Origin of the sequence: Cellulosimicrobium cellulans (assembly GCF_016907755.1) — a bacterium.
In the GTDB taxonomy this organism is placed as follows: Bacteria; Actinomycetota; Actinomycetes; order Actinomycetales; family Cellulomonadaceae; genus Cellulosimicrobium; species Cellulosimicrobium cellulans_D.
Genome location: NZ_JAFBCN010000001.1, coordinates 2,088,285 through 2,108,767 on the forward strand (window position 1 = coordinate 2,088,285; position 20,483 = coordinate 2,108,767).

At 73.7% G+C, this 20,483-nt stretch carries 14 protein-coding genes; 5 read left to right on the plus strand and 9 right to left on the minus strand.

What is annotated here, in order from left to right:
* Positions 1-26 precede the first annotated feature (26 nt).
* The 3 genes from JOE63_RS08940 to JOE63_RS08950 all read left to right on the plus strand — a co-directional run bounded on the left by JOE63_RS08940 (position 27) and on the right by JOE63_RS08950 (position 4,639).
* Entirely contained in the window at positions 27-1,271 is a 1,245-nt protein-coding gene (locus tag JOE63_RS08940; protein WP_204540782.1) for a hypothetical protein, read from the plus strand.
* Positions 1,268-4,204, plus strand: a complete 2,937-nt coding sequence (locus tag JOE63_RS08945; protein ID WP_307840009.1) for a multicopper oxidase domain-containing protein — start codon at positions 1,268-1,270, stop codon at positions 4,202-4,204. Before JOE63_RS08940 ends, JOE63_RS08945 begins: the two co-directional genes overlap by 4 nt.
* Positions 4,205-4,294: 90 nt before the next feature.
* The gene (locus JOE63_RS08950) at positions 4,295-4,639 is read left to right on the plus strand and encodes a DUF2249 domain-containing protein (RefSeq protein ID WP_204540785.1); all 345 of its coding nucleotides are present in this window, start codon (positions 4,295-4,297) and stop codon (positions 4,637-4,639) included.
* Between the two features lie 173 nt (positions 4,640-4,812).
* Here the strand turns inward: JOE63_RS08950 and narI are convergent, their stop codons facing one another.
* The 7 genes from narI to JOE63_RS08985 form a co-directional block, all read right to left on the minus strand.
* Positions 4,813-5,547 carry a respiratory nitrate reductase subunit gamma gene (gene narI / locus JOE63_RS08955; protein ID WP_204540788.1) on the minus strand — a complete coding sequence of 245 codons (735 nt, stop codon included), beginning with the start codon at positions 5,545-5,547 and terminating at the stop codon, positions 4,813-4,815.
* On the minus strand, positions 5,544-6,251 hold the full coding sequence (narJ, locus tag JOE63_RS08960) for a nitrate reductase molybdenum cofactor assembly chaperone (RefSeq protein WP_204540791.1): 708 nt from the start codon (positions 6,249-6,251) through the stop codon (positions 5,544-5,546). Before narJ ends, narI begins: the two co-directional genes overlap by 4 nt.
* The gene (gene narH / locus JOE63_RS08965; RefSeq protein WP_204540794.1) at positions 6,248-7,912 is read right to left on the minus strand and encodes a nitrate reductase subunit beta; all 1,665 of its coding nucleotides are present in this window, start codon (positions 7,910-7,912) and stop codon (positions 6,248-6,250) included. The genes narJ and narH overlap by 4 nt, the downstream gene beginning before the upstream one ends.
* 115 nt (positions 7,913-8,027) lie before the next feature.
* On the minus strand, positions 8,028-11,780 hold the full coding sequence (locus JOE63_RS08970) for a nitrate reductase subunit alpha (RefSeq protein ID WP_204540797.1): 3,753 nt from the start codon (positions 11,778-11,780) through the stop codon (positions 8,028-8,030).
* Positions 11,781-11,843: 63 nt separating this feature from the next.
* The gene (locus JOE63_RS08975) at positions 11,844-13,190 is read right to left on the minus strand and encodes an MFS transporter (RefSeq protein ID WP_239576669.1); all 1,347 of its coding nucleotides are present in this window, start codon (positions 13,188-13,190) and stop codon (positions 11,844-11,846) included.
* A gap of 119 nt (positions 13,191-13,309) precedes the next feature.
* Positions 13,310-14,038 carry a helix-turn-helix transcriptional regulator gene (locus JOE63_RS08980; RefSeq protein ID WP_087471585.1) on the minus strand — a complete coding sequence of 243 codons (729 nt, stop codon included), beginning with the start codon at positions 14,036-14,038 and terminating at the stop codon, positions 13,310-13,312.
* Between the two features lie 91 nt (positions 14,039-14,129).
* Entirely contained in the window at positions 14,130-14,669 is a 540-nt protein-coding gene (locus JOE63_RS08985; RefSeq protein WP_087472864.1) for an NUDIX hydrolase, read from the minus strand.
* Positions 14,670-14,816: 147 nt separating this feature from the next.
* Between JOE63_RS08985 and JOE63_RS08990 the strand changes: the two genes are divergently transcribed.
* Complete coding sequence (locus JOE63_RS08990) at positions 14,817-16,019, plus strand: MFS transporter (protein WP_204543596.1); 1,203 nt, start codon at positions 14,817-14,819, stop codon at positions 16,017-16,019.
* Between the two features lie 58 nt (positions 16,020-16,077).
* A complete protein-coding gene (locus tag JOE63_RS08995) occupies positions 16,078-17,388 on the plus strand; it encodes an MFS transporter (protein ID WP_307840011.1) in 1,311 nt (436 codons plus the stop codon).
* Positions 17,389-17,818: 430 nt separating this feature from the next.
* Here JOE63_RS08995 and JOE63_RS09000 read toward each other — a convergent pair whose 3' ends face one another.
* Together JOE63_RS09000 and JOE63_RS09005 are read right to left on the minus strand one after the other, a co-directional pair.
* Positions 17,819-19,618 (minus strand): acetyl/propionyl/methylcrotonyl-CoA carboxylase subunit alpha, encoded by a 1,800-nt coding sequence (locus JOE63_RS09000; protein ID WP_307840012.1) that lies wholly within the window; start codon positions 19,616-19,618, stop codon positions 17,819-17,821.
* Positions 19,619-19,814: 196 nt separating this feature from the next.
* The gene (locus tag JOE63_RS09005; protein ID WP_087471587.1) at positions 19,815-20,474 is read right to left on the minus strand and encodes a Maf family protein; all 660 of its coding nucleotides are present in this window, start codon (positions 20,472-20,474) and stop codon (positions 19,815-19,817) included.
* Positions 20,475-20,483: the final 9 nt, after the last annotated feature.

The following is a 20,483-nucleotide window of genomic DNA, read 5'->3' on the forward strand; positions in this document are numbered from 1 at the left end:
ACCGCCGGATTCCTACGGTCGGGACCGTGGAAAACCCTCGGGGCGTGACGAGCCGGACGCCGTTCCGCGGGCTCCTCGTGCTGCCGGCCGGGGTCGCGCTGCTCACGGGGCTCGCGACCGGGCTCGCCCTGCTCGGGCTCCCGTCGCCGGTCCCCGCCGCGCGGGTCCAGGACGCGCACGGCCTCCTCATGGTGCTCGGGTTCGTCGGCACGCTCGTCACGCTCGAGCGCGCCGTCGCGGTGCGGCGACCGGTCGCCTACCTCGCGCCCGCCGCGCTCGGCGTCGGAGCGCTCGCGCTCCTCGCGCCCCTGCCCCGCGGGGTCGGCCAAGGGCTCCTCGTCGCGGGGACGCTCGGGCTCCTCGTGATCTACGCCGTCGTGTGGCGGCGGCAGCCCTCCGTCGCGACGGCGATCCAGGCCGCAGGGGCCGTGCTCGCCGTCGGGGGTGCCTCGCTCTGGGCCGCGGGCCTCGCAGTGCCCGACCTGCTGCCGTGGCTCGTCGGTTTCGTCGCCTGGACCGTGCTCGGCGAGCGTGTCGAGCTCGCGCGGCTCGAGATCGACGCCCGCACCGAGCGCGCGGTCCTCGCCGGGGCGCTGGTCTACGTCGGCGCCGCGTGCCTCGCCCTGCTCGCGCCCGCACCCGGCTACGCCGTCGCCGGGGCGGCGCTCGCGGCGTCGGCCGTCACGCTGCTGCGGCACGACGTCGCGCGCCGCACCGTCCGCGGCCGCGGGCTCCCGCGCTTCGCCGCGGCGGGAATGCTCGCGGGCTACGCGTGGCTCGTGCTCGCGGGCGCGGCCTGGGTGTTCCTCGCGGCCGGCGCGGGGCCCGCCGGGCTCGGCCCCGCGGTGACGCTGCGCTCCGGGACGACGTACGACGCCGTCGTGCACGCGGTGTTCCTCGGGTTCGGGCTGTCGATGATCATGGCGCACGCGCCCCTCATCCTCCCCGCCGTGCTGCGCCGTCCGCTCCCGTACCGCGCCGCGATGTGGGCGCCGCTCGCGCTGCTGCACGTGTCGCTCGCCGTCCGGGTCGGCGGCGACCTCGCGGGCGACGGCCCCGCCGCGGTCGCGGCCGTGCGCGTCGGCGGGGCGGGGAACGTCGTCGCCGTCCTCGGGTTCGTCGGGGTCGCGGTCTGGTCGGCGCTGCGCGCCGACCGGGTCTCTGCCTCACGCGACCAGGCCTCTACCTCGGCTGACCAGGCCTCTACCTCGCGCGACCTGGGCTCTCCCTCGGCCCCGTCCGCTGCGCTCCCGATCGTCTCCGGAAGGTGACCGTGCCCACCACGCCCGAGCGACCCTCGCTCCTGACCGCCCGGCCCGCCGGGCCGCTCCCGGGTACGCCGAAGGTCGGGGGCACCGCGCGCAACCTGTGGTTGCACGCGCTCGTCCTCGCCTGGTTCGTCGCGGAGGCGGTGCTGGTCGTCGTGCACCGGTTCGTGCCCGACGCGCTGTGGCTCATGGTCCACGTGCTCATGCTCGGCGCGGTGAGCACGGCGATCCTCGTGTGGAGCCAGCACTTCGCCGACACGATGCTGCGCCGCCAGGCGCCGGGCGGGCGCCCGCTGCACGTCGCGCGGCTCGCCGCGCACACGGTCGGTGCGCTGCTCGTCGTCGCGGGACTGCTGAGCGACGTCTGGTCCCTCGTGGTCGCGGGCGGGGTGCTCGTGGGCGCGGGCGCGGTGACGCACGCGGCGGTGCTCGTGCTCCAGGGCCGGGGCGCTCTGCCGTCGCGCTTCGGCCGGCTCGTCCGCTACTACGTCGTCGCCGCGGCGTGCCTCCCGGTCGGCGTCACGCTCGGCGTCCTCATGGCCCGCGGCGGCGCGGGGACGGAGGCGTACGGCCGCCTCTACGTGGCGCACGTGACGCTCAACGTCCTCGGGTGGGTGGGGCTCACCGTGCTCGGCACGCTCGTGCTCCTGTGGCCGACCGTGCTGCGCACCCGCATCGAGCCCGACGCCGACGTCGCGGCCCGCCGCGCGCTCCCGGTGCTCACCGCGGGGATCCTGCTCGTCGTCGCGGCGTGCGCGGTCGGCTGGCGACCCCTCGTCGCGGCCGGGGCTGCCGTCGTGCTGGGCGGCACGGTGATGGTCGGGCGGCACCTCGCGGCACAGGGTCGCGCCGCGCAGCGCGGTGCGTGGGGGTTCGCCGCGTGGAGCCTCGCCGCGTCGGTCGGGTGGTTGGCCGGGAGCGTGGCCGCGTTCGGGGTCCGGGTCGCGACGGCGCCGTCGTGGGCCGCCGCGCAGGACGCGATCGGCGGGCTGCTGCTCCCGTTCGTCGTCGGGTTCGCCGCGCAGGTGCTCCTCGGCGCGCTCACGTACCTCGTCCCCGTCGTGCTCGGCGGCGGCCCCGCACGACGGCGGCGCACCGAGGCCGTCGTCGGCGCCGGCGGGGCGTACCGCGTGCTCGTGGCGAACGGCGGGCTCGCGCTGTACCTCCTGCCGCTGCCGTCCTGGGTGCGCGTCGGGCTGTCGCTCGTCGTCTTCGCGACCTTTCTGGCGTTCCTCGTGCTCGCACTCCGCGCCGTCGTGGTCTCGCGTGCCGAGGCCGTCTCGCGGGGTGACACGGTCTCGCGGGGCGACACGGTCTCGCGGGGCGACACGGTCGCGCGCGAGGACGCGTCGCAGCAGACGGCGGCCCCGCCCGAGGCTGGGGCGCCCGTCCCAGGCGCGGCGAACCTCACGACGGCGGCGCCGCCGTCGGGCACGGGCCGCGGCGACGCCGCCCGTGCTGTCGCTGCCCGCCGGGACGCGCAGGTGCGCAGGCCGCTCGCGGGCGCGGTGACCGCCGCCGTCGCGACGCTGGCGCTCGCGGTCGTGGGCGGCGTCGCGGCCGACCCGGTCGCGGCTGGCGTCGGGTCGGGCGTGGTGGGCGGCGGTGCCGTCGCCGGGACCGGAGGGGCCGGCGTGCCGGTCGCGGCGACCGGCCTCACGACGACCGTGCAGGTCGACGCCGTCGACATGCGCTTCGTCCCGGACGTCATCAGCGTGCCCGCGGGCGACCGGCTCGTCATCGAGCTGACGAACACCGACGACGACGTGCACGACCTGGTCCTCGCCGACGGCGCGACGACCGGTCGCGTCGCACCGGGCGCGACCGCGACCCTCGACGCGGGCGTCGTGAGCGGCGACCTCGACGGGTGGTGCTCCGTGGCCGGGCACCGGCTCATGGGCATGACACTCACGATCGACGTCGAGGGCACCGGCGGCTCGGACGGCTCCGGCGGGACGCTCGCGGCGGACGACGGCGGCCGGGACGTGCATGATGCGCACGGCGGGCACGCGAGCACGGGCTCGGGCGGGGCGGACTCGCTGGCCGCGTCCGACGTCGACCTCATGACGCACCCGGGCGACGGGTTCACGGCGCGCGACGCGACCCTCGCACCGGCCGAGATCGACCCCGCGGGCGAGCCCGTCGTGCACCGGCGCACCCTCACCGTGACGGAGACGGTGCAGGAGGTGGCGCCCGGCGTCGAGCAGACCGTGTGGACGTTCGGCGGGATCGCGCCCGGGCCCGTGCTGCGGGGGAAGGTCGGCGACGTCTTCGAGATCACCCTCGTCAACGACGGGACGATCGGGCACTCGATCGACTTCCACGCGGGCGCGCTCGCGCCCGACGAGCCGATGCGGACCATCGCGCCCGGGGAGTCGCTCACCTACCGCTTCACGGCGACCCGGGCGGGGATCTGGATGTACCACTGCTCCACCATGCCCATGTCGCTGCACATCGCGAACGGCATGTTCGGCGCGGTGATCATCGACCCGCCGGACCTCGCACCCGTGGACCGCGAGTACGTCGTCGTGCAGTCCGAGCTCTACCTCGGCGCGCAGGGCGCGTCGGCGGACGACGCGAAGGTCGCCGCCTCCGAGCCCGACCTCCTCGCGTTCAACGGGTACGCGAACCAGTACCGCGACGACCCGCTCTCGGCGCGGGTCGGCGAGCGCGTGCGCGTCTGGGTGCTCGACGCCGGACCGAACCGCCCGAGCGCGTTCCACGTCGTCGGCGGCCAGTTCGACACCGTCTATCACGAGGGCGCCTACGCGCTGCCGTCGGGGACCCCCGGCGGCAGCCAGGTGCTCGGCCTCCTGCCCGCGCAGGGCGGGTTCGTCGAGCTCGCGTTCCCCGAGCCCGGGACCTACCCGTTCGTCACGCACGCCATGTCCGACGCCGAACGCGGCGCGTCCGGGGCGTTCGCCGTGACGCCCTGACCGGCTCGCCCGCCGACGTTGCGTTCGAGCCGGCAGCCCCGCAGACCCAGCACCCCACCCGGCGCTCGCGCCACGACCAGGAGGACCACCATGGCAGCAGAACCGATCGAGATCACGGAGCCCCCGCAGCACGCGGCCGTGCACGGGGAAGGGCCCGAGGAGGGGCACACCTGCGGGTGCGCGCACGACGAGGCCGAGATCGTCCTCGACGTCCGCACGATCCCGCACGCCGTGCGCCACGGCGTCGTCTTCGGGGCGCTCGAGGCGCTCGCTCCCGGGGACGGGCTCGTCCTCGTCGCGCCGCACGACCCGCTCCCGCTGCTCGCGCAGCTCGAGGGACGCGAGCCCGGCGCGTTCGACCGCGAGTACCTGTCGCGCGAGGCGACCGAGGTGAGCATCCGCCTGACGCGCCGTCCTGTGCCCGCACAGGACTGAGGAGCCCGGGCCGGCCCGACCGGCCCGGCACGCGAGGACGCCCGGCGGCACGGGGATGGCCGCCGGGCGTCGTCGCGCGCTCCCCGGATCGAGCGATGCGTCGGCGCCCGAGTGATGCGTGTCGGGACGCATCGCTCGGGCGCGGACGCATCGTTCGACGAGCGCGGTCCCCGCTACGGGGTCGTCGGGGGCTCCCAGCCGCGGCGCGGGGCGCGCGACGTCGTCGTGGCCGCGCGGCGCCGGTAGACGAGGTACGGCCGCGTGAGGTAGCCGAGCGGCGCGGAGAACACGTGCACGAGGCGCGTGAACGGCCACAGGGCGAACAGCGCCAGGCCGCACAGGACGTGGAGCTGGAACGTGAGCGGGACGTCGGCCATGAGCGACGGGTCCGGCTGGAACGTGAGCAGCGAGCGGAACCACGGCGAGATCGAGCCGCGGTAGTCGTACCCGCCGCCGAAGATCTGGTGCTGCACCGTCGCGAGCGTGCCGAACCCGATCGCGGCGCCGAGCACGACGTACATGAGCTTGTCCGTGCGCGTGGTCACGCGGAACACCGCGCCCGACAGGCGGCGGCGCAGCACGAGGATGACCAGGCCTACCACGGTGAGGACCGCCGCGAAGGTGCCGGCGACGGTCGCCACCAGGTGGTAGGCGTGCTCGTCCACGCCGACGGCCTCGAGCCACGGGCGCGGCACGAGGATGCCGACGACGTGCCCGCCGATCACCATGAGGATGCCGACGTGGAACAGCGGCGAGCCGAGGCGCAGCCAGCGGTTCTCGTAGAGCTGCGAGGAGCGCGTGGTCCAGCCGAACTGGTCGTAGCGGTACCGCCACACGTGCCCGACGACGAACACCGCCGCCACCGCGTACGGGACGGCGACCCACAGCAGGACGTCGAGCGGGCTCATCGTCGGGTCTCCTCGGTCAGGCTCGGGATCGTGGCGAACGGCGTGAGGTGGGACAGGTCGCTCAGGCCGACGAGCTCGGTGGGCGGTCCCGCGGCGACCAGGTCGCGGAAGCGCGCCGCCGTCTCCGACTGCATCGCGGGCAGCGTCGCGACGAGCGCCGCCACGACGTGCGCGTACGGGCTGCGCAGCGTCTCGAGCGCGGCGCGCAGGACCTCGATGCCGTCGCGGTGCGCGTCGAGCACCATGCCTGCGATCTCGCCGTCCGTGCGCGCGGAGAGCTCGAGCACCGTGGGCAGGTGGTCGGGCAGCTCGGAGCCGTCCGTCTCCCAGCCCGCCGCGCGGAACGCCTCCACGAACGTGACGAGCGCGGCGCCGCGCTTTCGGGTGTCCCCGGCCGCGTAGTACGACAGGTACAGCGAGCACCGGCGCTTGAGGTCGAACGTCGCGACGTAGGCGGCCTGCCGCTCCCCGAGCGAGAGGGACGCCGTGGCGTCGAGGAACGCGCGCAGGGGCCGCCGCACGTCGGACGGCAGCCCGGCGACGACGTCCTCGACGTCCGTGCGGTGCGCGATGGCCTCCGCGGTGGGGTAGTCGAGCAGGAGCGAGATCACCGTGTGCGCGGCGCGGCGCTGGTCGTCCGGCAGGGGACCGGGCGACGCCGCGCTCGTCGAGGACGCCGACCGGGACCGGGTCGCGCGTCTCATGCCGCACCCCCTGAGGGCTCGGGCCCGCCCGCCGGTCGCGACGGAGGAAAGAGCCCGCCCGGGGTCCCGTCACCGTCCCAGTTGAGCAGGTTGACCCGACCCGTGGTGGAGGGGGTGTACGGGCTGGTGGCCCGTTCCTTCTCGCCGACCGCGTGGAACGACTCGCCCGTCGTCGGTCCCGCGCTCCCCATCCCCGGGCCGCCGTCGTAGTCGAGGGAACATGACATTTCGTCACGGCGGCCGAGCTCGTCGAGCTCGCGGGCGATCTCGGTGTGGGCGGTGGGGATGACGTACCGGTCTTCGTACTTCGCGATGGCCAGGAGGCGGTACATGTCTTGGACCTGGGTGCCGGTCATGCCGACGGCGGCGGCGGTGCGTTCGTCGGGGTCGCGGCCGAGGTTGATGTCGCGCATGTAGGAGCGCATGGCTGCGAGGCGGCGTAGGACGCGTTCGACGGGGGCGGTGTCGCCGGCGGTGAAGAGTCCGGCGAGGTATTCCAGGGGGATGCGCAGCTGGGAGATGGCGGCGAACAGGGTGCGTCCGTCTTCGCCGTCGTTGCCCGACGCGGTGATGACGTCGACGACGGGGGACAGGGGTGGGATGTACCAGACCATGGGCAGGGTGCGGTATTCGGGGTGCAGGGGCAGGGCGACCTCGTAGCGGGTGATGAGGTCCCAGATGGGGGAGCGTTGGGCGGCGGTGATCCAGTCCTCGGGGATGCCCTCGGCACGCGCGGCGGCGATGACCTGGGGGTCGTTCGGGTCGAGGAACACGGCGCGCTGGGAGGCCAGGAGCTCGTGCTCGTCCTCCACCGACGCGGCCTCGGTGATCTTGTCGGCGTCGTAGAGGACGAGGCCGAGGTAGCGCAGGCGTCCGACGCAGGTCTCGGAGCACACGGTGGGTAGGCCGACCTCGATGCGGGGGTAGCACAGGGTGCACTTCTCGGCCTTGCCGGTCTTGTGGTTGAAGTAGACCTTCTTGTAGGGGCAGCCGGTGACGCACATGCGCCAACCCCGGCACTGGTCCTGGTCCACGAGCACGATGCCGTCCTCGGCGCGTTTGTACATGGCGCCCGAGGGGCAGGACGCGACGCAGGCGGGGTTGAGGCAGTGTTCGCAGATGCGGGGCAGGTAGAACATGAACGTCTTGTCGAGCTCGGTCGCGACGTGCTCGGACATGTGCGCCAGGATCGGGTCGTCGGCCATGGTGGTGGTGGACCCGGCGAGGTCGTCGTCCCAGTTCGCCGACCAGGAGATGTTCATGTCCTTGCCCGTGAGCAGCGACTTGGGGCGCGCGACGGGGGTGTGGGCGCCTTGGGGGGCCGAGAGCAGCATGTCGTACTCGTAGGTCCACGGTTCGTAGTAGTCGTGGATCGAGGGCAGGACGGGGTTGGAGAAGATCGTGGCGAGCTTCTTCAGGCGCCCGCCGGCGCGCAGTTTGAGCTTGCCCTTCTTGGTGCGGACCCACCCGCCCTGCCAGCGGTCCTGGTCCTGGTAGGTGCGGGGGTAGCCCAGTCCGGGGCGGGTCTCGACGTTGTTGAACCAGACGTACTCGACCCCGGTCCGGTTGGTCCAGGCCTGCTTGCACGTGACCGAGCACGTGTGACACCCGATGCACTTGTCCAGGTTCATCACCATCGACATCTGCGCCATCACCTTCACCGAACGTCACGCTCCACTCCGATACCCAGGTCACGCTCCGCTGCGGACTCGTTCCTCGCCCTTCGCGTCGCCGTTCCGCACTCGTCCATGCCGATGCGCGTCGCCGTTCCAGACATCAGTAGGTCACCTCCTGAGAACGACGACGGATCACCGTGACCTCGTCACGCTGGTTGCCCGTCGGGCCGATGTAGTTGAAGCCGTACGAGAGCTGCGCGTAGCCGCCGATGAGGTGGGTGGGCTTGAGCAGCACGCGGGTCAGCGAGTTGTGGATCCCGCCCCGCAGCCCGGACGTCTCCGACCGCGGCACGTCCACGGTCCGGTCCTTCGCGTGGTACATGAAGACCGTGCCCTCCGGCATGCGGTGCGAGACGACGGCTCGGGCGACCACGACGCCGTTGCGGTTGTAGGACTCGATCCACTCGTTGTCCGCGACGCCGACCTTCTCCGCGTCCTGCGGGCTCATCCAGATCGTGGGGCCGCCGCGCGAGAGCGAGAGCATGAAGAGGTTGTCCTGGTACTCCGAGTGGATCGACCACTTCGAGTGCGGGGTCAGGTACCGCACCGCGACCTCGGCGTAACCCTCCGACCCCTGCGCCCCCGTGGGGGACGTGTCGCCGACGCGCGAGTCGCCGAACAGGCGGTGCATGTCGAGCGGCGGCCGGTAGACCGGGAGCTGCTCGCCGAGCTCCGTCATCCAGTCGTGGTCGAGGAAGAAGTGCTGGCGACCCGTGAGCGTGTGCCAGGGCTTGAGCCGCTCCACGTTGATGACGAAGGCGCTGTAGCGCCGCCCGCCGTGCTCCGAGCCGGACCACTCGGGAGAGGTGATGACCGCCGTCGGACGGGACTGCACGTCCGGGAAGGTGATCCTCTTGCCCTGCTCGTCCCGCGCGAGGTCGGCCAGACGCTGCCCGGTGCGACGCTCCAGGTCCTCGAACCCCTGCACCGCGAGCCGCCCGTTCGTCGTCCCCGACAGCGCGAGGATCATCTCGCAGACATGGGTGTCCCGGTCCAGGCGCGGGCGCCCCGCCGTCGGGCCCTCGGCGACGACGCCGTTCGCGACGGCGAGCCGCTCGACCTCCGGCGTCGGGTCGAACGCGACGCCCTTGGTGACCATGCCGACCTGCTGGGTGAGCGGGCCGAGGGCCGCGAGCCGCGCCGCGAGCGCGGGGTAGTCGCGCTCGACGACGACGAGCCTGGACATGGTCACCCCGGGCACGAGCTCGTCCTGCGGCAGGACCTCGCCGTGCGGCGTCGCCATGGCGTCCGGCGTGTCGTGCGCGAGGGGGACGGCCACGACGTCCTTGCGCACGCCCAGGTGCGTCACCGACAGCTCGGAGATGTGCCGGGCGATCGTGTGGAAGATGTCGAAGTCGGTGCGCGTCTGCCACGGCGGGCTGATCGCCGGGTTGAACGAGTGCACGAACGGGTGCATGTCCGTGGAGGACAGGTCGTGCTTCTCGTACCACGTCGCCGCCGGCAGCACGACGTCCGAGAACAGCGTCGTCGACGTCATGCGGAAGTCGGCCGTGACGAGCAGGTCGAGCTTCCCCTGCGGCGCCTCGTCGTGCCACGCGATGTCCCTCGGCCGCCGGCCCGGCCCCGACTCCGGTGCGCGCACCGCGGCGTCGGTCCCGAGGAGGTGCTTGAGGAAGTACTCGTTGCCCTTGCCCGACGACCCCAGCAGGTTCGCGCGCCAGACGGTGAGCACGCGCGGGAAGTTCGCCGGGTCGTCGGGGTCCGCGCACGCGTAGTCCAGCCCGCCCGAGGAGAGCTGGTCGACGACGTGGCGCACCGGGTCCTTGCCCGCCGCCTCGGCCTCGTCCACGAGGTCGAGCGGGTTGCGGTCGAACGTCGGGTAGCTGGGCGTCCAGCCGCGACGGACGGACTCCACCAGCGTGTCCGCCGTCGTGCGGCCCGCGAGCTTCCCGGTGGCGAGCGGGGACGCGAGCGCGTCCGCGGGCAGACCGTCGTAGCGCCACTGGTCCGTCGCGAGGTACCAGAAGGCCGTGCTGATCATGAGGCGCGGGGGCCGGACCCAGTCCGCCGCGTTCGCATACTGCTGGAACCCCGTGATCGGGCGGACCTTCTCCTGCCCCACGTAGTGCGCCCAGCCGCCGCCGTTCACGCCCTGGCATCCCGTCATGGTCACGAGCGCGAGGAACGTGCGGTAGATCGTGTCGGAGTGGAACCAGTGGTTCGTCCCCGCGCCCATGATGATCATCGAGCGGCCGCCGGAGTCGAGCGCGTTCTGCGCGAACTCGCGCCCGATGCGCGCCGCGGCAGCCGCGGGCACGCCGGTGATCTCCTCCTGCCACGCCGGGGTGCCCGGGGTCGACGGGTCGTCGTACCCCGTCGGCCACGTGCCCGGGAGGTCGAGGTCGGGGCGGTCCACGCCGTACTGCGCGAGCAGCAGGTCGTAGACCGTCGTCACCAGGTGCCTGCCCACGCGGTGCGTCGGCACGCCGCGCCGGACGGCGCCCGCACCACCCTGGTGCTCCGCGCCCTCCTCGGGAGCGAGGTCGAAGCGCGGGAGGTCGACGGCGACCGGCTCGCCCGACGCGCCGCCCGACAGGTCCGCGACCGACAGCGCGGGCTCGACGCCCTCGAGGTCGAGGTTCCAGCGACCGGGGTCGCCGTAGCGGTGCCCGAGCGACCCGTTGGGGACGACGACGGCGCCTTCGCGAGACAGGATCACCGTCTTGGACGCGGCGTTCGCGGCGCCGGCCTGGTCAGCGGCGGGCGTGCCCGCGAGCCGGTCCGCCGTGAGGAACCGTCCCGGCACGTACGCGTCCCCGCGCTCCTCCAGCGTGACGAGGTACGGGGAGTCCGTGAACCGGGCCATGTAGTCGAGGAACCGCGGCGCGCGGTCGCGCACGTGGAACTCGGTGAGGATGACGTGGCCCATCGCCTGGGCGAGGGCACCGTCCGTCCCCGGGTGCGGGGCGAGCCACTCGTCGGCGAACTTGGCGTTGTCGGCGTAGTCCGGCGACACGGTCACGACCTTCTGGCCGCGGTACCGCGCCTCCGCCATGAAGTGCGCGTCGGGGGTGCGGGTCACCGGGACGTTGGAGCCCCACATGATGCAGTAGGTGGAGTTCCACCAGTCGGCGGACTCGGGGACGTCGGTCTGGTCGCCGAACACCTGCGGGGACGCGACCGGGAGGTCGGCGTACCAGTCGTAGAACGACAGCATGCTCCCGCCCAGGAGCTGCACGAACCGCGAACCCACCCCGTGCGACACCATCGACATCGCCGGGATGGGCGAGAACCCGGCGACGCGGTCGGGGCCGTAGGTCTTGATGGTGTGCACGTGGGCGGCGGCGACGATCTCGGCGGCCTCGTCCCAGGTGGCGCGCACGAGCCCGCCCTTGCCGCGCGCCGACTTGTAAGCGCGGGCCGACCCCGGGTCGGACGTGACCTTCGCCCACGCGAGCACGGGGTCGCCGCCCACCTCGTCCTTCGCGCGCCGGTACAGGTCGAGCAGGGTGCCGCGGACGTAGGGGTAGCGCACGCGGGTGGGGGAGTAGGTGTACCAGGAGAACGCGGCGCCGCGGGGGCAGCCGCGGGGTTCGTACTCGGGGGAGTCGGGGCCGACGGAGGGGTAGTCGGTCTGCTGGGTCTCCCAGGTGATGATGCCGTCCTTGACGTAGACCTTCCAGGAGCAGGACCCGGTGCAGTTCACGCCGTGGGTGGAGCGCACGACCTTGTCGTGGGACCAGCGGTCGCGGTAGAACACGTCGCCCTGGCGCCCGCCGGTCAGGAACACCTGCCGCAGGTCGTCCGACACCTTCCCGCGCCGCAGGCGGCTGCCCAGGCGCAGCAGGGTGTCGGCCGGGTCACGGGGGGTGCGCTCGTCGAGTAGGGGCACGACAGCTCCTCGGGTTCTCTGGGGCGGGACGGCGGACGCGTGGCCGGACGTTCCCGGTCGGGGTCAGGAGGGGTTCGGGGCGCCCGGACGGGCGTAGTAGTGCCACGTGAGCCACGTGCAGAGCGCGAAGAACACGGCGCAGCCGACGAAGAACGACCGCGCGGGGACGAGCGAGAGGCCGATGCCCACGAGGAACGGGCCGAACGCGGCGATCGAGGCGGTCCAGCCGATCACCCCGCCCGCCTGCCGGCGCGGGAAGATCATCGGCATCTGCTTGAACGTCCCCGCGTTGCCGATCCCGGCGAACGTGAACACCGCGAGCATCCCTGCGAGGAACCAGCCGAACTGCCCGACGTCGTGCGGGTCGAGGAAGAAGAGCGAGAACACGGTCGAGACGGTCATGCCGATCCCGGCGACGAGGGTCCAGATCGCGCCGCCGAACCGGTCGCACAGCGGCCCGAACCCGGCGCGGGCGGCCGACCCGAGCAGCGGGCCGAGGAAGGCGTAGCGTAGCGGGTCGGGTGCGTTCGCGAACCCGCCGTACTGCGCGACGATGAGCAGCCCGAGCTGCGCGGCGAACCCGCTGAACGCCCCGAAGGTCATGAGGTAGATCGCCGTCATGATCCACGTGTGCTTGTTGCCGAAGATGTCGAGCTGCTCGCGGAAGTTCGCGCTCACCGGGACCCGGCGCAGGTAGAGGCCCGCGAGCACCGCGCCGAGCACGGTCCACGGCACGAGCACGAGGCCCGCGTTGTGCAGCCACAGGTGGCTGCCCGACGCCGTCTGCTGCGGCGTGAGGACCGCCGTGCCGAGGAGGCCGAAGCCGACGACCCACGGCGTGAGGAACTGGATGAGGCTCACGCCGAAGTTGCCGATCCCGGCCTGCAGCCCCAGCGCCGTCCCCGCCATGCGCTTGGGGAAGAAGTAGCTCGTCGAGGGCATGAACCCCGAGAACGCGCCGCCCCCGATCCCCGCCGCGACCGCGAGCAGCATGAGCATCGAGTACGGCGTGCTCGCGTCGCGGACCGCGAACGCCCAGCCGAGCATCGGCAGGAGCACGAGCGTCGCCGTCCCGCCGACGAGTGTGCGGGTGCCGACGACGGGCGGCAGGAACATGTAGACCATGCGGAACAGGCCGCCGGCCAGACCCGGGACGGCCGTGAGCCAGTAGAGCTGCGCCGTCGTGAGGTCGAAGCCGACGTCGTTGAGCCGGGGCGCGACCGCGCTCACGAGGTACCACGCGCAGAACGCGAGCGTGAGGTTGTAGGTCGTGATCCACAGCGTGCGCCACGCGAACCGGCGGTCCCAGCGGGACTCGTCCTCGGGGTCCCACGTCGACAGGTCCACGCTCGACGGCGTGCGCACCGCCCGCAGCAGCGAGGGGGGCCTGGTGGTGGCAGGGGCGGTCATGTCGTCCTCCCGTCGTCGCAGGTCACGACCACCGTCGTCGTGACGCCGGGTCCGTACCCGGTGCGCGGTCAGCATGACCCGACGGGACGGGACCGCGGCGGGCCGCGGACCGTGAAAAATCAGCCCGCGCGCGCGAGCTGCAGCACGCAGTGGTGCGGCTCGACGAAGGGCAGCAACGCCTCCGCCCGGACGGGCCCGCCGACCCCCGCGAGCACACCCTGGACGAGGCCGAGGTGGACGGCGCAGACCACGTCCTCGCGCTCGGCGGCGAGCGCGAGGAACGGGCACCGGTAGAGGTGGAACCGCAGCCGGTCCTCCTCGAGCTCGGGGTCGAGCCCGAGCTGGTGCAGGTGGTCGTCGAGCGCGGCGAGCTGGTTCTCCGGTGTGGGCTCGGGCGCGTCCCGGCCCGAGGAGCGGAGCACGTCGACGAGCCGTCGCCCCGCGGCGCGCGCGGTCCCGGTGAGGTCGTCGCCCGCCCCGGGGGCGGCGTCGCGCGCGGCGTCCTGAGCGGCGTCGTCGTGCCCGAGCACCGCGCGGGTCAGCGCGGCCCGGACCAGCGACTCGCCGAGGCGCCGCGCCGCGCCGTCGTCCGGCGGCGGGTCCTCGCCCGCGATGGCCTCGTAGAGGATGCGCGGGCGACCGCGCGTCGTGCGCACCTCGGGGGCGCTGCGCACGAACCCCGCGTCCGCGAGGCGCTGGAGGTGCTCGCGCGTCGCGCTCGGGCACAGTGCGGCCTCGCGCGACAGGTCGGCGACCGTCATCGGGCCGCGCTCCTGGAGGGCGTGGAGCAGCGTCAGCCGGCTCGACGACGCGAGCGCGCGGTACGTGGTCGACGTGTCCTCGGGCACGACGCCATCGTGCCCCGGTCCGGCGCCGTCGGACCGGTCCCGGGGCGCGTCCGCCGCCGATCGGTGACGAAGGTCCCGTGGGCGCGGGCCGTCAGGCCTCGGGGGTGCCCTGGTCGAGCGTCGCGCGCAGGCCAGGCCAGGCGTCCGCGAAGGCGGGCAACAGGTCGAGCGTCGCGACGTCGTCCACCGGGACCCAGCGCACCTCGACGCTCTCCGCGTCGGTCGCGCGCGGGTCGACCGCCGCGCCGTCCGCGAGCTCCGCGAGGACCGTCGTGTAGCGCCACGGACCGTGGTCGAGCACGCGCTCGCCCACGACGCGCACGTGCGCCGGCTCGATCCCCGCCTCCTCCTGCGCCTCGCGCAGCGCGCCCTGGGCGGGCGTCTCGTGCGGCCCGACGGCGCCACCCGGCACCCCCCACGTCCCGCCCTGGTCGGACCACGGCGCGCGGTGCTGGAGCACGACGTCGGTCAGCCGGCCCGCGCCGTCGCGCCGCCCGAGCAGGAGCCCGGCAGCCCCGAACAGACCCCAGTGCCGACGGCCGCACTCGCACTCCACCCAGCCGTCGCCCGGCTGGAGGTGGCGGGGGAGCCGTGGGGCCGGCTCGCCAGGGTCGCGGGGCGCGGTCGGGATGGTCACGGGGCCATGCTGCCAGGCCGTGGCCACGCCCGGCACCGCACCTCACGCAGGCGTCCGGAAAAGGTTGCCCGGGCAGACGGCGTGGCGGCGTACGCTTCTCCGCTTGTGAGCAGGATCGGGGAGGTCGTCGCGCCGCGACGCATGGGCACCAGCTTCCGCTGGCTGCTGTCGTCGTCGTGGACGAGCAACGTCGGGGACGGCATCGCCCTGGCCGCGGGGCCCCTGCTCGTCGCGTCCCAGACCGACTCCGCGTTCCTCGTCGCGCTCGCCGCCCTGCTGCAGCGGCTGCCCTGGCTGCTGTTCGGGCTGTGGGCCGGGGCGCTGGCCGACCGCCTCGACCGGCGCGTCGTCGTCATGGTCGCGAACGCGCTGCGGGCGGTCGTCGTCCTGGCTCTCTGCGTCCTCGTCGCGACCGGGCACGTGAGCATCGGCGTCGTGCTCGCCGTGATGTTCCTGTACGGCGTCGCGGAGGTGTTCGCGGACTCGGCGTCCCAGACCCTGCTCCCGATGCTCGTCGAGCCGCGCGACCTCGGCACGGGCAACGCGCGGCTCCAGGCCGGGTTCCTCACCGCCAACCAGCTGCTCGGGCCGCCGGTGGGAGCGTTCCTCTTCGCGCTCGGGATGGTCTGGCCGTTCGTCGCCCAGGTCGTCTGCGTCGCGCTCGCCGTCGTGCTGGTGGGACGGATCGCGACCACGCCGGGCGGCGTGCGCGAGACGCAGACGCACGTGCGCCAGGACATCGCCGAGGGCGTGCGGTGGATCCTCGGGAATGCCCCGGTGCGGACGCTCGCGCTCGTCATCCTCGCCTTCAACGTGACCTGGGCCGCGCCGTGGGGCGTCCTCGTCAAGTACGCGCTCGACCACCTCGACATGGGCGAGGTCGGCTTCGGGCTGCTCACGACGGCGTCGGCCGTCGGCGGCGTCGTGGGCATCGCGTCGTTCGGGTGGCTCGAGCGGCACGTGCGCCTGTCGACCCTCATGCGCGTGTGCCTCTCGCTCGAGGTCCTCATGCACCTCGCGCTCGCGCTCACCACGACGGGCTGGGTCGCGCTCGCGATCATGGTCGTCTTCGGCGCGTACGCGTTCGTGTGGGGCACCGTGTCCAACACGATCCGGCAGCGCGCCGTCCCGACGGAGTTCCAGGGCCGCGTCGGCTCGGTCTACATGGTCTGCGTGTTCGGCGGCAGCGTCGTCGGGCAGGCGCTGGGCGGCGTCCTCGCCCAGGCGTGGGGGATCACCGCGCCGTTCTGGTTCGCGTTCGTCGGCGCGGGCATCACGCTCGCGCTCGTGTGGCGCCAGCTCGGGCACATCGCCCACGTCGGCGAGGTCGCGGCGGACGGCTGACCGTCCGCCGTCGGCGAATTCCGTGGACCGTGTGGGTGGCGGCCGTCAGGATGTGCGGGTGAGCCATACGCCGTACGAGAACACCGACGCCCCCACCGCCGACGTCTCCGACGGCGCGGGGACCGACGCCCCCGTCGACGACACGCTCGCCCTCCCGCGCTGGCGTCGGGACACCGCGATCTTCCTCTCCGGACAGACGGTCTCCCTGTTCGGGTCGATGCTCGTGCAGTACGCCGTCATGTGGCACCTGACGATCGAGACGAAGTCCGGGGCCGTGCTCGCGCTGAGCACCCTCTTCGGGTTCCTGCCGCAGGCCATCGTCTCGATCTTCGGCGGCGTGTGGGCCGACCGCGTGAACCGCAAGGCGCTCGTCATCGCCGCCGACGGCACGATCGCCGTGACGACCCTCGCGCTCGCGCTGCTCATGCTCGGCGGCGCCGACGACCTCTGGCTCATCTACGCCGCGCTCGCGATCCGCTCCACGGGCGCCGGCGTCCAGACCCCCGCCGTCGCGGCGCTGCTCCCGCAGATCGTCCCCACCAGCAAGCTGCTGCGCGTCAACGGGATCAACCAGTCCATCCAGTCGGCGATGATGCTGCTCGCCCCGGCCGTCGCCGCGGCGGTCTACGCGAGCACGTCCATCGTCTCCGTCTTCTTCATCGACGTCGTCACCGCCGCGATCGGGATCGGGCTCCTCCTCCTCGTCCCCGTCCCGACGCTCGCGCACGCCGCCGCGGGGGAGCGGGCCGGATACTTCGACGACCTCGTCGAGGGCTTCCGCTACCTCGGTTCCCACCCGTTCGTGCGCTGGGTCCTCGGCCTCTACGCCGTCGTGTTCCTGCTCATCGTCGCGCCGTCGTACCTCACCCCGCTCATGGTCGCGCGGACCTTCGGCGAGGAGGTCTGGAAGCTCACCGTGAACGAGGTCGCGTTCTCCGTCGGCATGCTGCTCGGCGGCGTGCTCCTCGCGACCTGGGGCGGGCTCAAGAACCGCATCGCCATGATCGTCGGCTCGACGTTCGTCTTCGGCGTGCTGTCCGTCGCCATGGGTCTCTCCACGAACATGTGGGTCTTCTTCGCCTTCATGTTCCTGCTCGGCCTGTCCGTCCCGCCGTTCTCGACGACGTCCATGACCGTCCTCCAGGAGACCGTCGAGCCCGAGCGCCAGGGCCGCGTCTTCGGCTTCGTCGGCATCGTCATGGCCGTCTCGATGCCGCTCGGCATGGTCGTGTTCGGCCCGCTCGCCGACCGCTTCACCGTGGAGTCGCTCCTCGTCGTCTCCGGGATCCTCATGTTCCTCGTCATCACCGTCGCCGTCGCCGTGCCGTCGGGCCGCCGCGCGATCCGCGCCGCGGCCCAGCACGGCTAGCACCCGCGCCTCCGCACCGGCTCGGGCGGGTTCACGGCCCGCATGGTCGGGTCCGTTGGTCGGCTCGGGTCTCGTGCTCGCTGGGTCGGGTCCGCGGTGGGGTCGGACCGTGTGCTTGGACTGGCGCACCGTCACCCTGGTCTTTCGGGCGGGGGTTCGAGGAGTGCGCCTCTGACGTCCTGCGCGCACGGTCCGACCCCACCGCTCGTCCTGGCCGTCACCGCACGACCCGCAGCCCCGGTCCGGCGGTCGTGCCGCTCGGCGGCGGGAGGGTCCGGTCGAGATGCGAGAAGTGGCCCCTGCGGGCCTCGTCCCGTGGGCCATTTCTCGCTTCTCGTCACCACGCGCGGGGCTCTTGGTGGTGGCGACGTCGGCCGAGGGGTCGCCGCCCACCGGACTGCGGCGAGCGGCCCGACGGCGGCGCGGAGGGTCAGTCGACGATCTCGCAGATGGCGGTGCCGGAACTGACGCTCGCGCCGGCGGTGGCGGAGAGCGAGCGGACCGTGCCGGCGCGGTGGGCGAGGAGCGGCTGCTCCATCTTCATGGCCTCGAGCACGACGACGAGGTCGCCCTCGGCGACCTGGGTGCCGTCGGTGACGGCGACCTTGACGATCGTGCCCTGCATGGGAGAGGCGAGCGTCGTGCCGGAGGCGCCGCCGTTGGCCTTCGCGGCGCTGCGCCGCGCGGGCCGACGGGCGGCGTTGGCGGTGCGGGCGCGGCCCGCGGCCATGCCGAGGCCTGCCGGGAGGACGACCTCCAGGCGCTTGCCGCCCACCTCGACGACGACGCGCTCGGTCGCGAGGGGCTCGTCGTCCTCGTCGGCGGGGGCGGTCGGGGCGGGGGCGAGCGCGGCGAGCTGGTCGGCGAACTCGGTCTCGATCCAGCGGGTGTGCACGCGGAACGGCTCGTCGTCCGTGGGGACGAACGCCTCGGCGTCGAGCACGGCGCGGTGGAACGGCACGACGGTCGGGATGCCCTCGACCTCGAGCTCGCGCAGCGCGCGGCGGGCCCGCTGGACGGCCTGCTCGCGCGTGGCGCCGGTGACGATGACCTTGGCGATCATGGAGTCGAACGCGCCGGAGATCGTGTCGCCCTCGACGACGCCGGAGTCGACGCGGACGCCGGGTCCGGACGGGAAGCGCAGGCGCGTGATGCGGCCGGGGGCGGGGAGGAAGTTCGCGGCCGGGTCCTCGCCGTTGATGCGGAACTCGATCGAGTGGCCGCGCACCTGCGTCGACGTGTAGCCGAGAGGCTCGCCCGCGGCGATGCGGAGCTGCTCGCGGACGAGGTCGATGCCGGTGACCTCCTCGGACACCGGGTGCTCGACCTGGAGGCGCGTGTTGACCTCGAGGAAGGAGATGGTGCCGTCGGCGCCGACGAGGAACTCGCACGTGCCCGCGCCGACGTAGCCGGCCTCCCGCAGGATCGCCTCGGACGCCTTGTAGAGCTCGGCCTCCTGGGCGGGGCTGAGGTACGGCGCCGGCGCCTCCTCGACGAGCTTCTGGTGGCGGCGCTGCAGGGAGCAGTCGCGCGTCGAGACGACGACGACGGTGCCGTGCTCGTCCGCGAGGCACTGGGTCTCGACGTGGCGGGGCGTGTCGAGGTAGCGCTCCACGAAGCACTCGCCGCGACCGAACGCGGCGGTGGCCTCGCGCACCGCGGACTCGTAGAGCTCGTCGATCTCGTCAGCGGTGCGCGCGACCTTGAGGCCGCGCCCGCCGCCGCCGAAGGCCGCCTTGATCGCGATGGGCAGGCCGTGCTCGGCGGCGAAGGCGTGCACCTCGCTCGCGTCGGCGACGGGGTCGGGGGTGCCGGGCACGAGGGGGGCGCCCGCACGGTGCGCGATGTGGCGCGCGCTCACCTTGTCGCCGAGCGCGTCGATCGCGGCGGGCGGGGGCCCGATCCAGACGAGGCCGGCGTCGAGCACGGCCTGCGCGAACTCGGCGTTCTCCGCGAGGAAGCCGTACCCGGGGTGCACGGCGTCGGCGCCGGAGCGGCGCGCGACGTCGAGGAGCTTCGCGATGTCGAGGTAGGTCTCGGCCGCCCGGGCGCCACCGAGCGCGAACGCCTCGTCGGCGAGGTGCACGTGCAGGGCCTGGCGGTCGGGGTCGGCGTAGACCGCGACGGACGTGATGCCGGCGTCGGCGCAGGCACGGACGATCCGGACGGCGATCTCGCCACGGTTGGCGACGAGGACCTTGCTCAGAGGGCGGGTGGGGTTCGCGGGCACGGCTCACGGTAACGCGTGCGCGGGGCGCCGTTCACGCTCCCGGGCCGGGTGCCGGACAAGATTGGAGAACAAACCAAGGCGAGCGGAGGGCGGTTGGAGGAAACCTCCATAGCGGCGCACCCCTGGGCGTCGCCCGGCGCGTGGGGTTGTCCGGCACCCACAAGGAGCGCCGACGGCGGGCGGCGGCCGCGTCGGGTCAGGACCGCAGCTCGTGCCAGGCGACCCCGGCGTCGCGCAGCAGCGAGCGCAGCAGCGGGAGGCTGATCCCGACGACGCCGTGATGGTCGCCCTCGATGCGCTCGACGTAGGGCCCGCCGAGGCCGTCGACGGTGAACGCGCCCGCGACGTGCAGCGGCTCGCCGGTCGCGACGTACGCGTCGATCTCGGCGTCGGTGAGGTCGGCGAAGTGCACGGTCGTCGAGCTCGTCGCGCCCGCCGTCGTCCCGGTCCCGCCGGCGCCGGCGGGGCGGAGGTCGACGAGCCAGTGCCCGGTGTGCAGGACGCCGGCCCGGCCGCGCATCGCCCGCCAGCGCGCGCGGGCGTCGTCGGCGTCGGCGGGCTTGCCGAGCACCTCGCCGTCGAGCTCGAGCATCGAGTCGCACCCGACGAGGAGCGCGGGGTCGTCGATCGCCGCGCCGGTCGCGTCGTCGGCGAGCGTGCGCACGATCTCCTCGGCCTTGGCGCGGGCGAGGACGAGCACCGCGTCCACGGGGGCGAGCCCGCCGCGCTCCGCGGCGGCGGTCTGCAGGACCGCGTCCTCGTCGACCCCCGAGACGCGCACGAGGGGTTCGACGCCGGCCGCGCGGAGCGTCGCGAGGCGGGCGGGGGAGCGGGAGGCGAGCACGAGTCGGAGCACCCGCGCAGA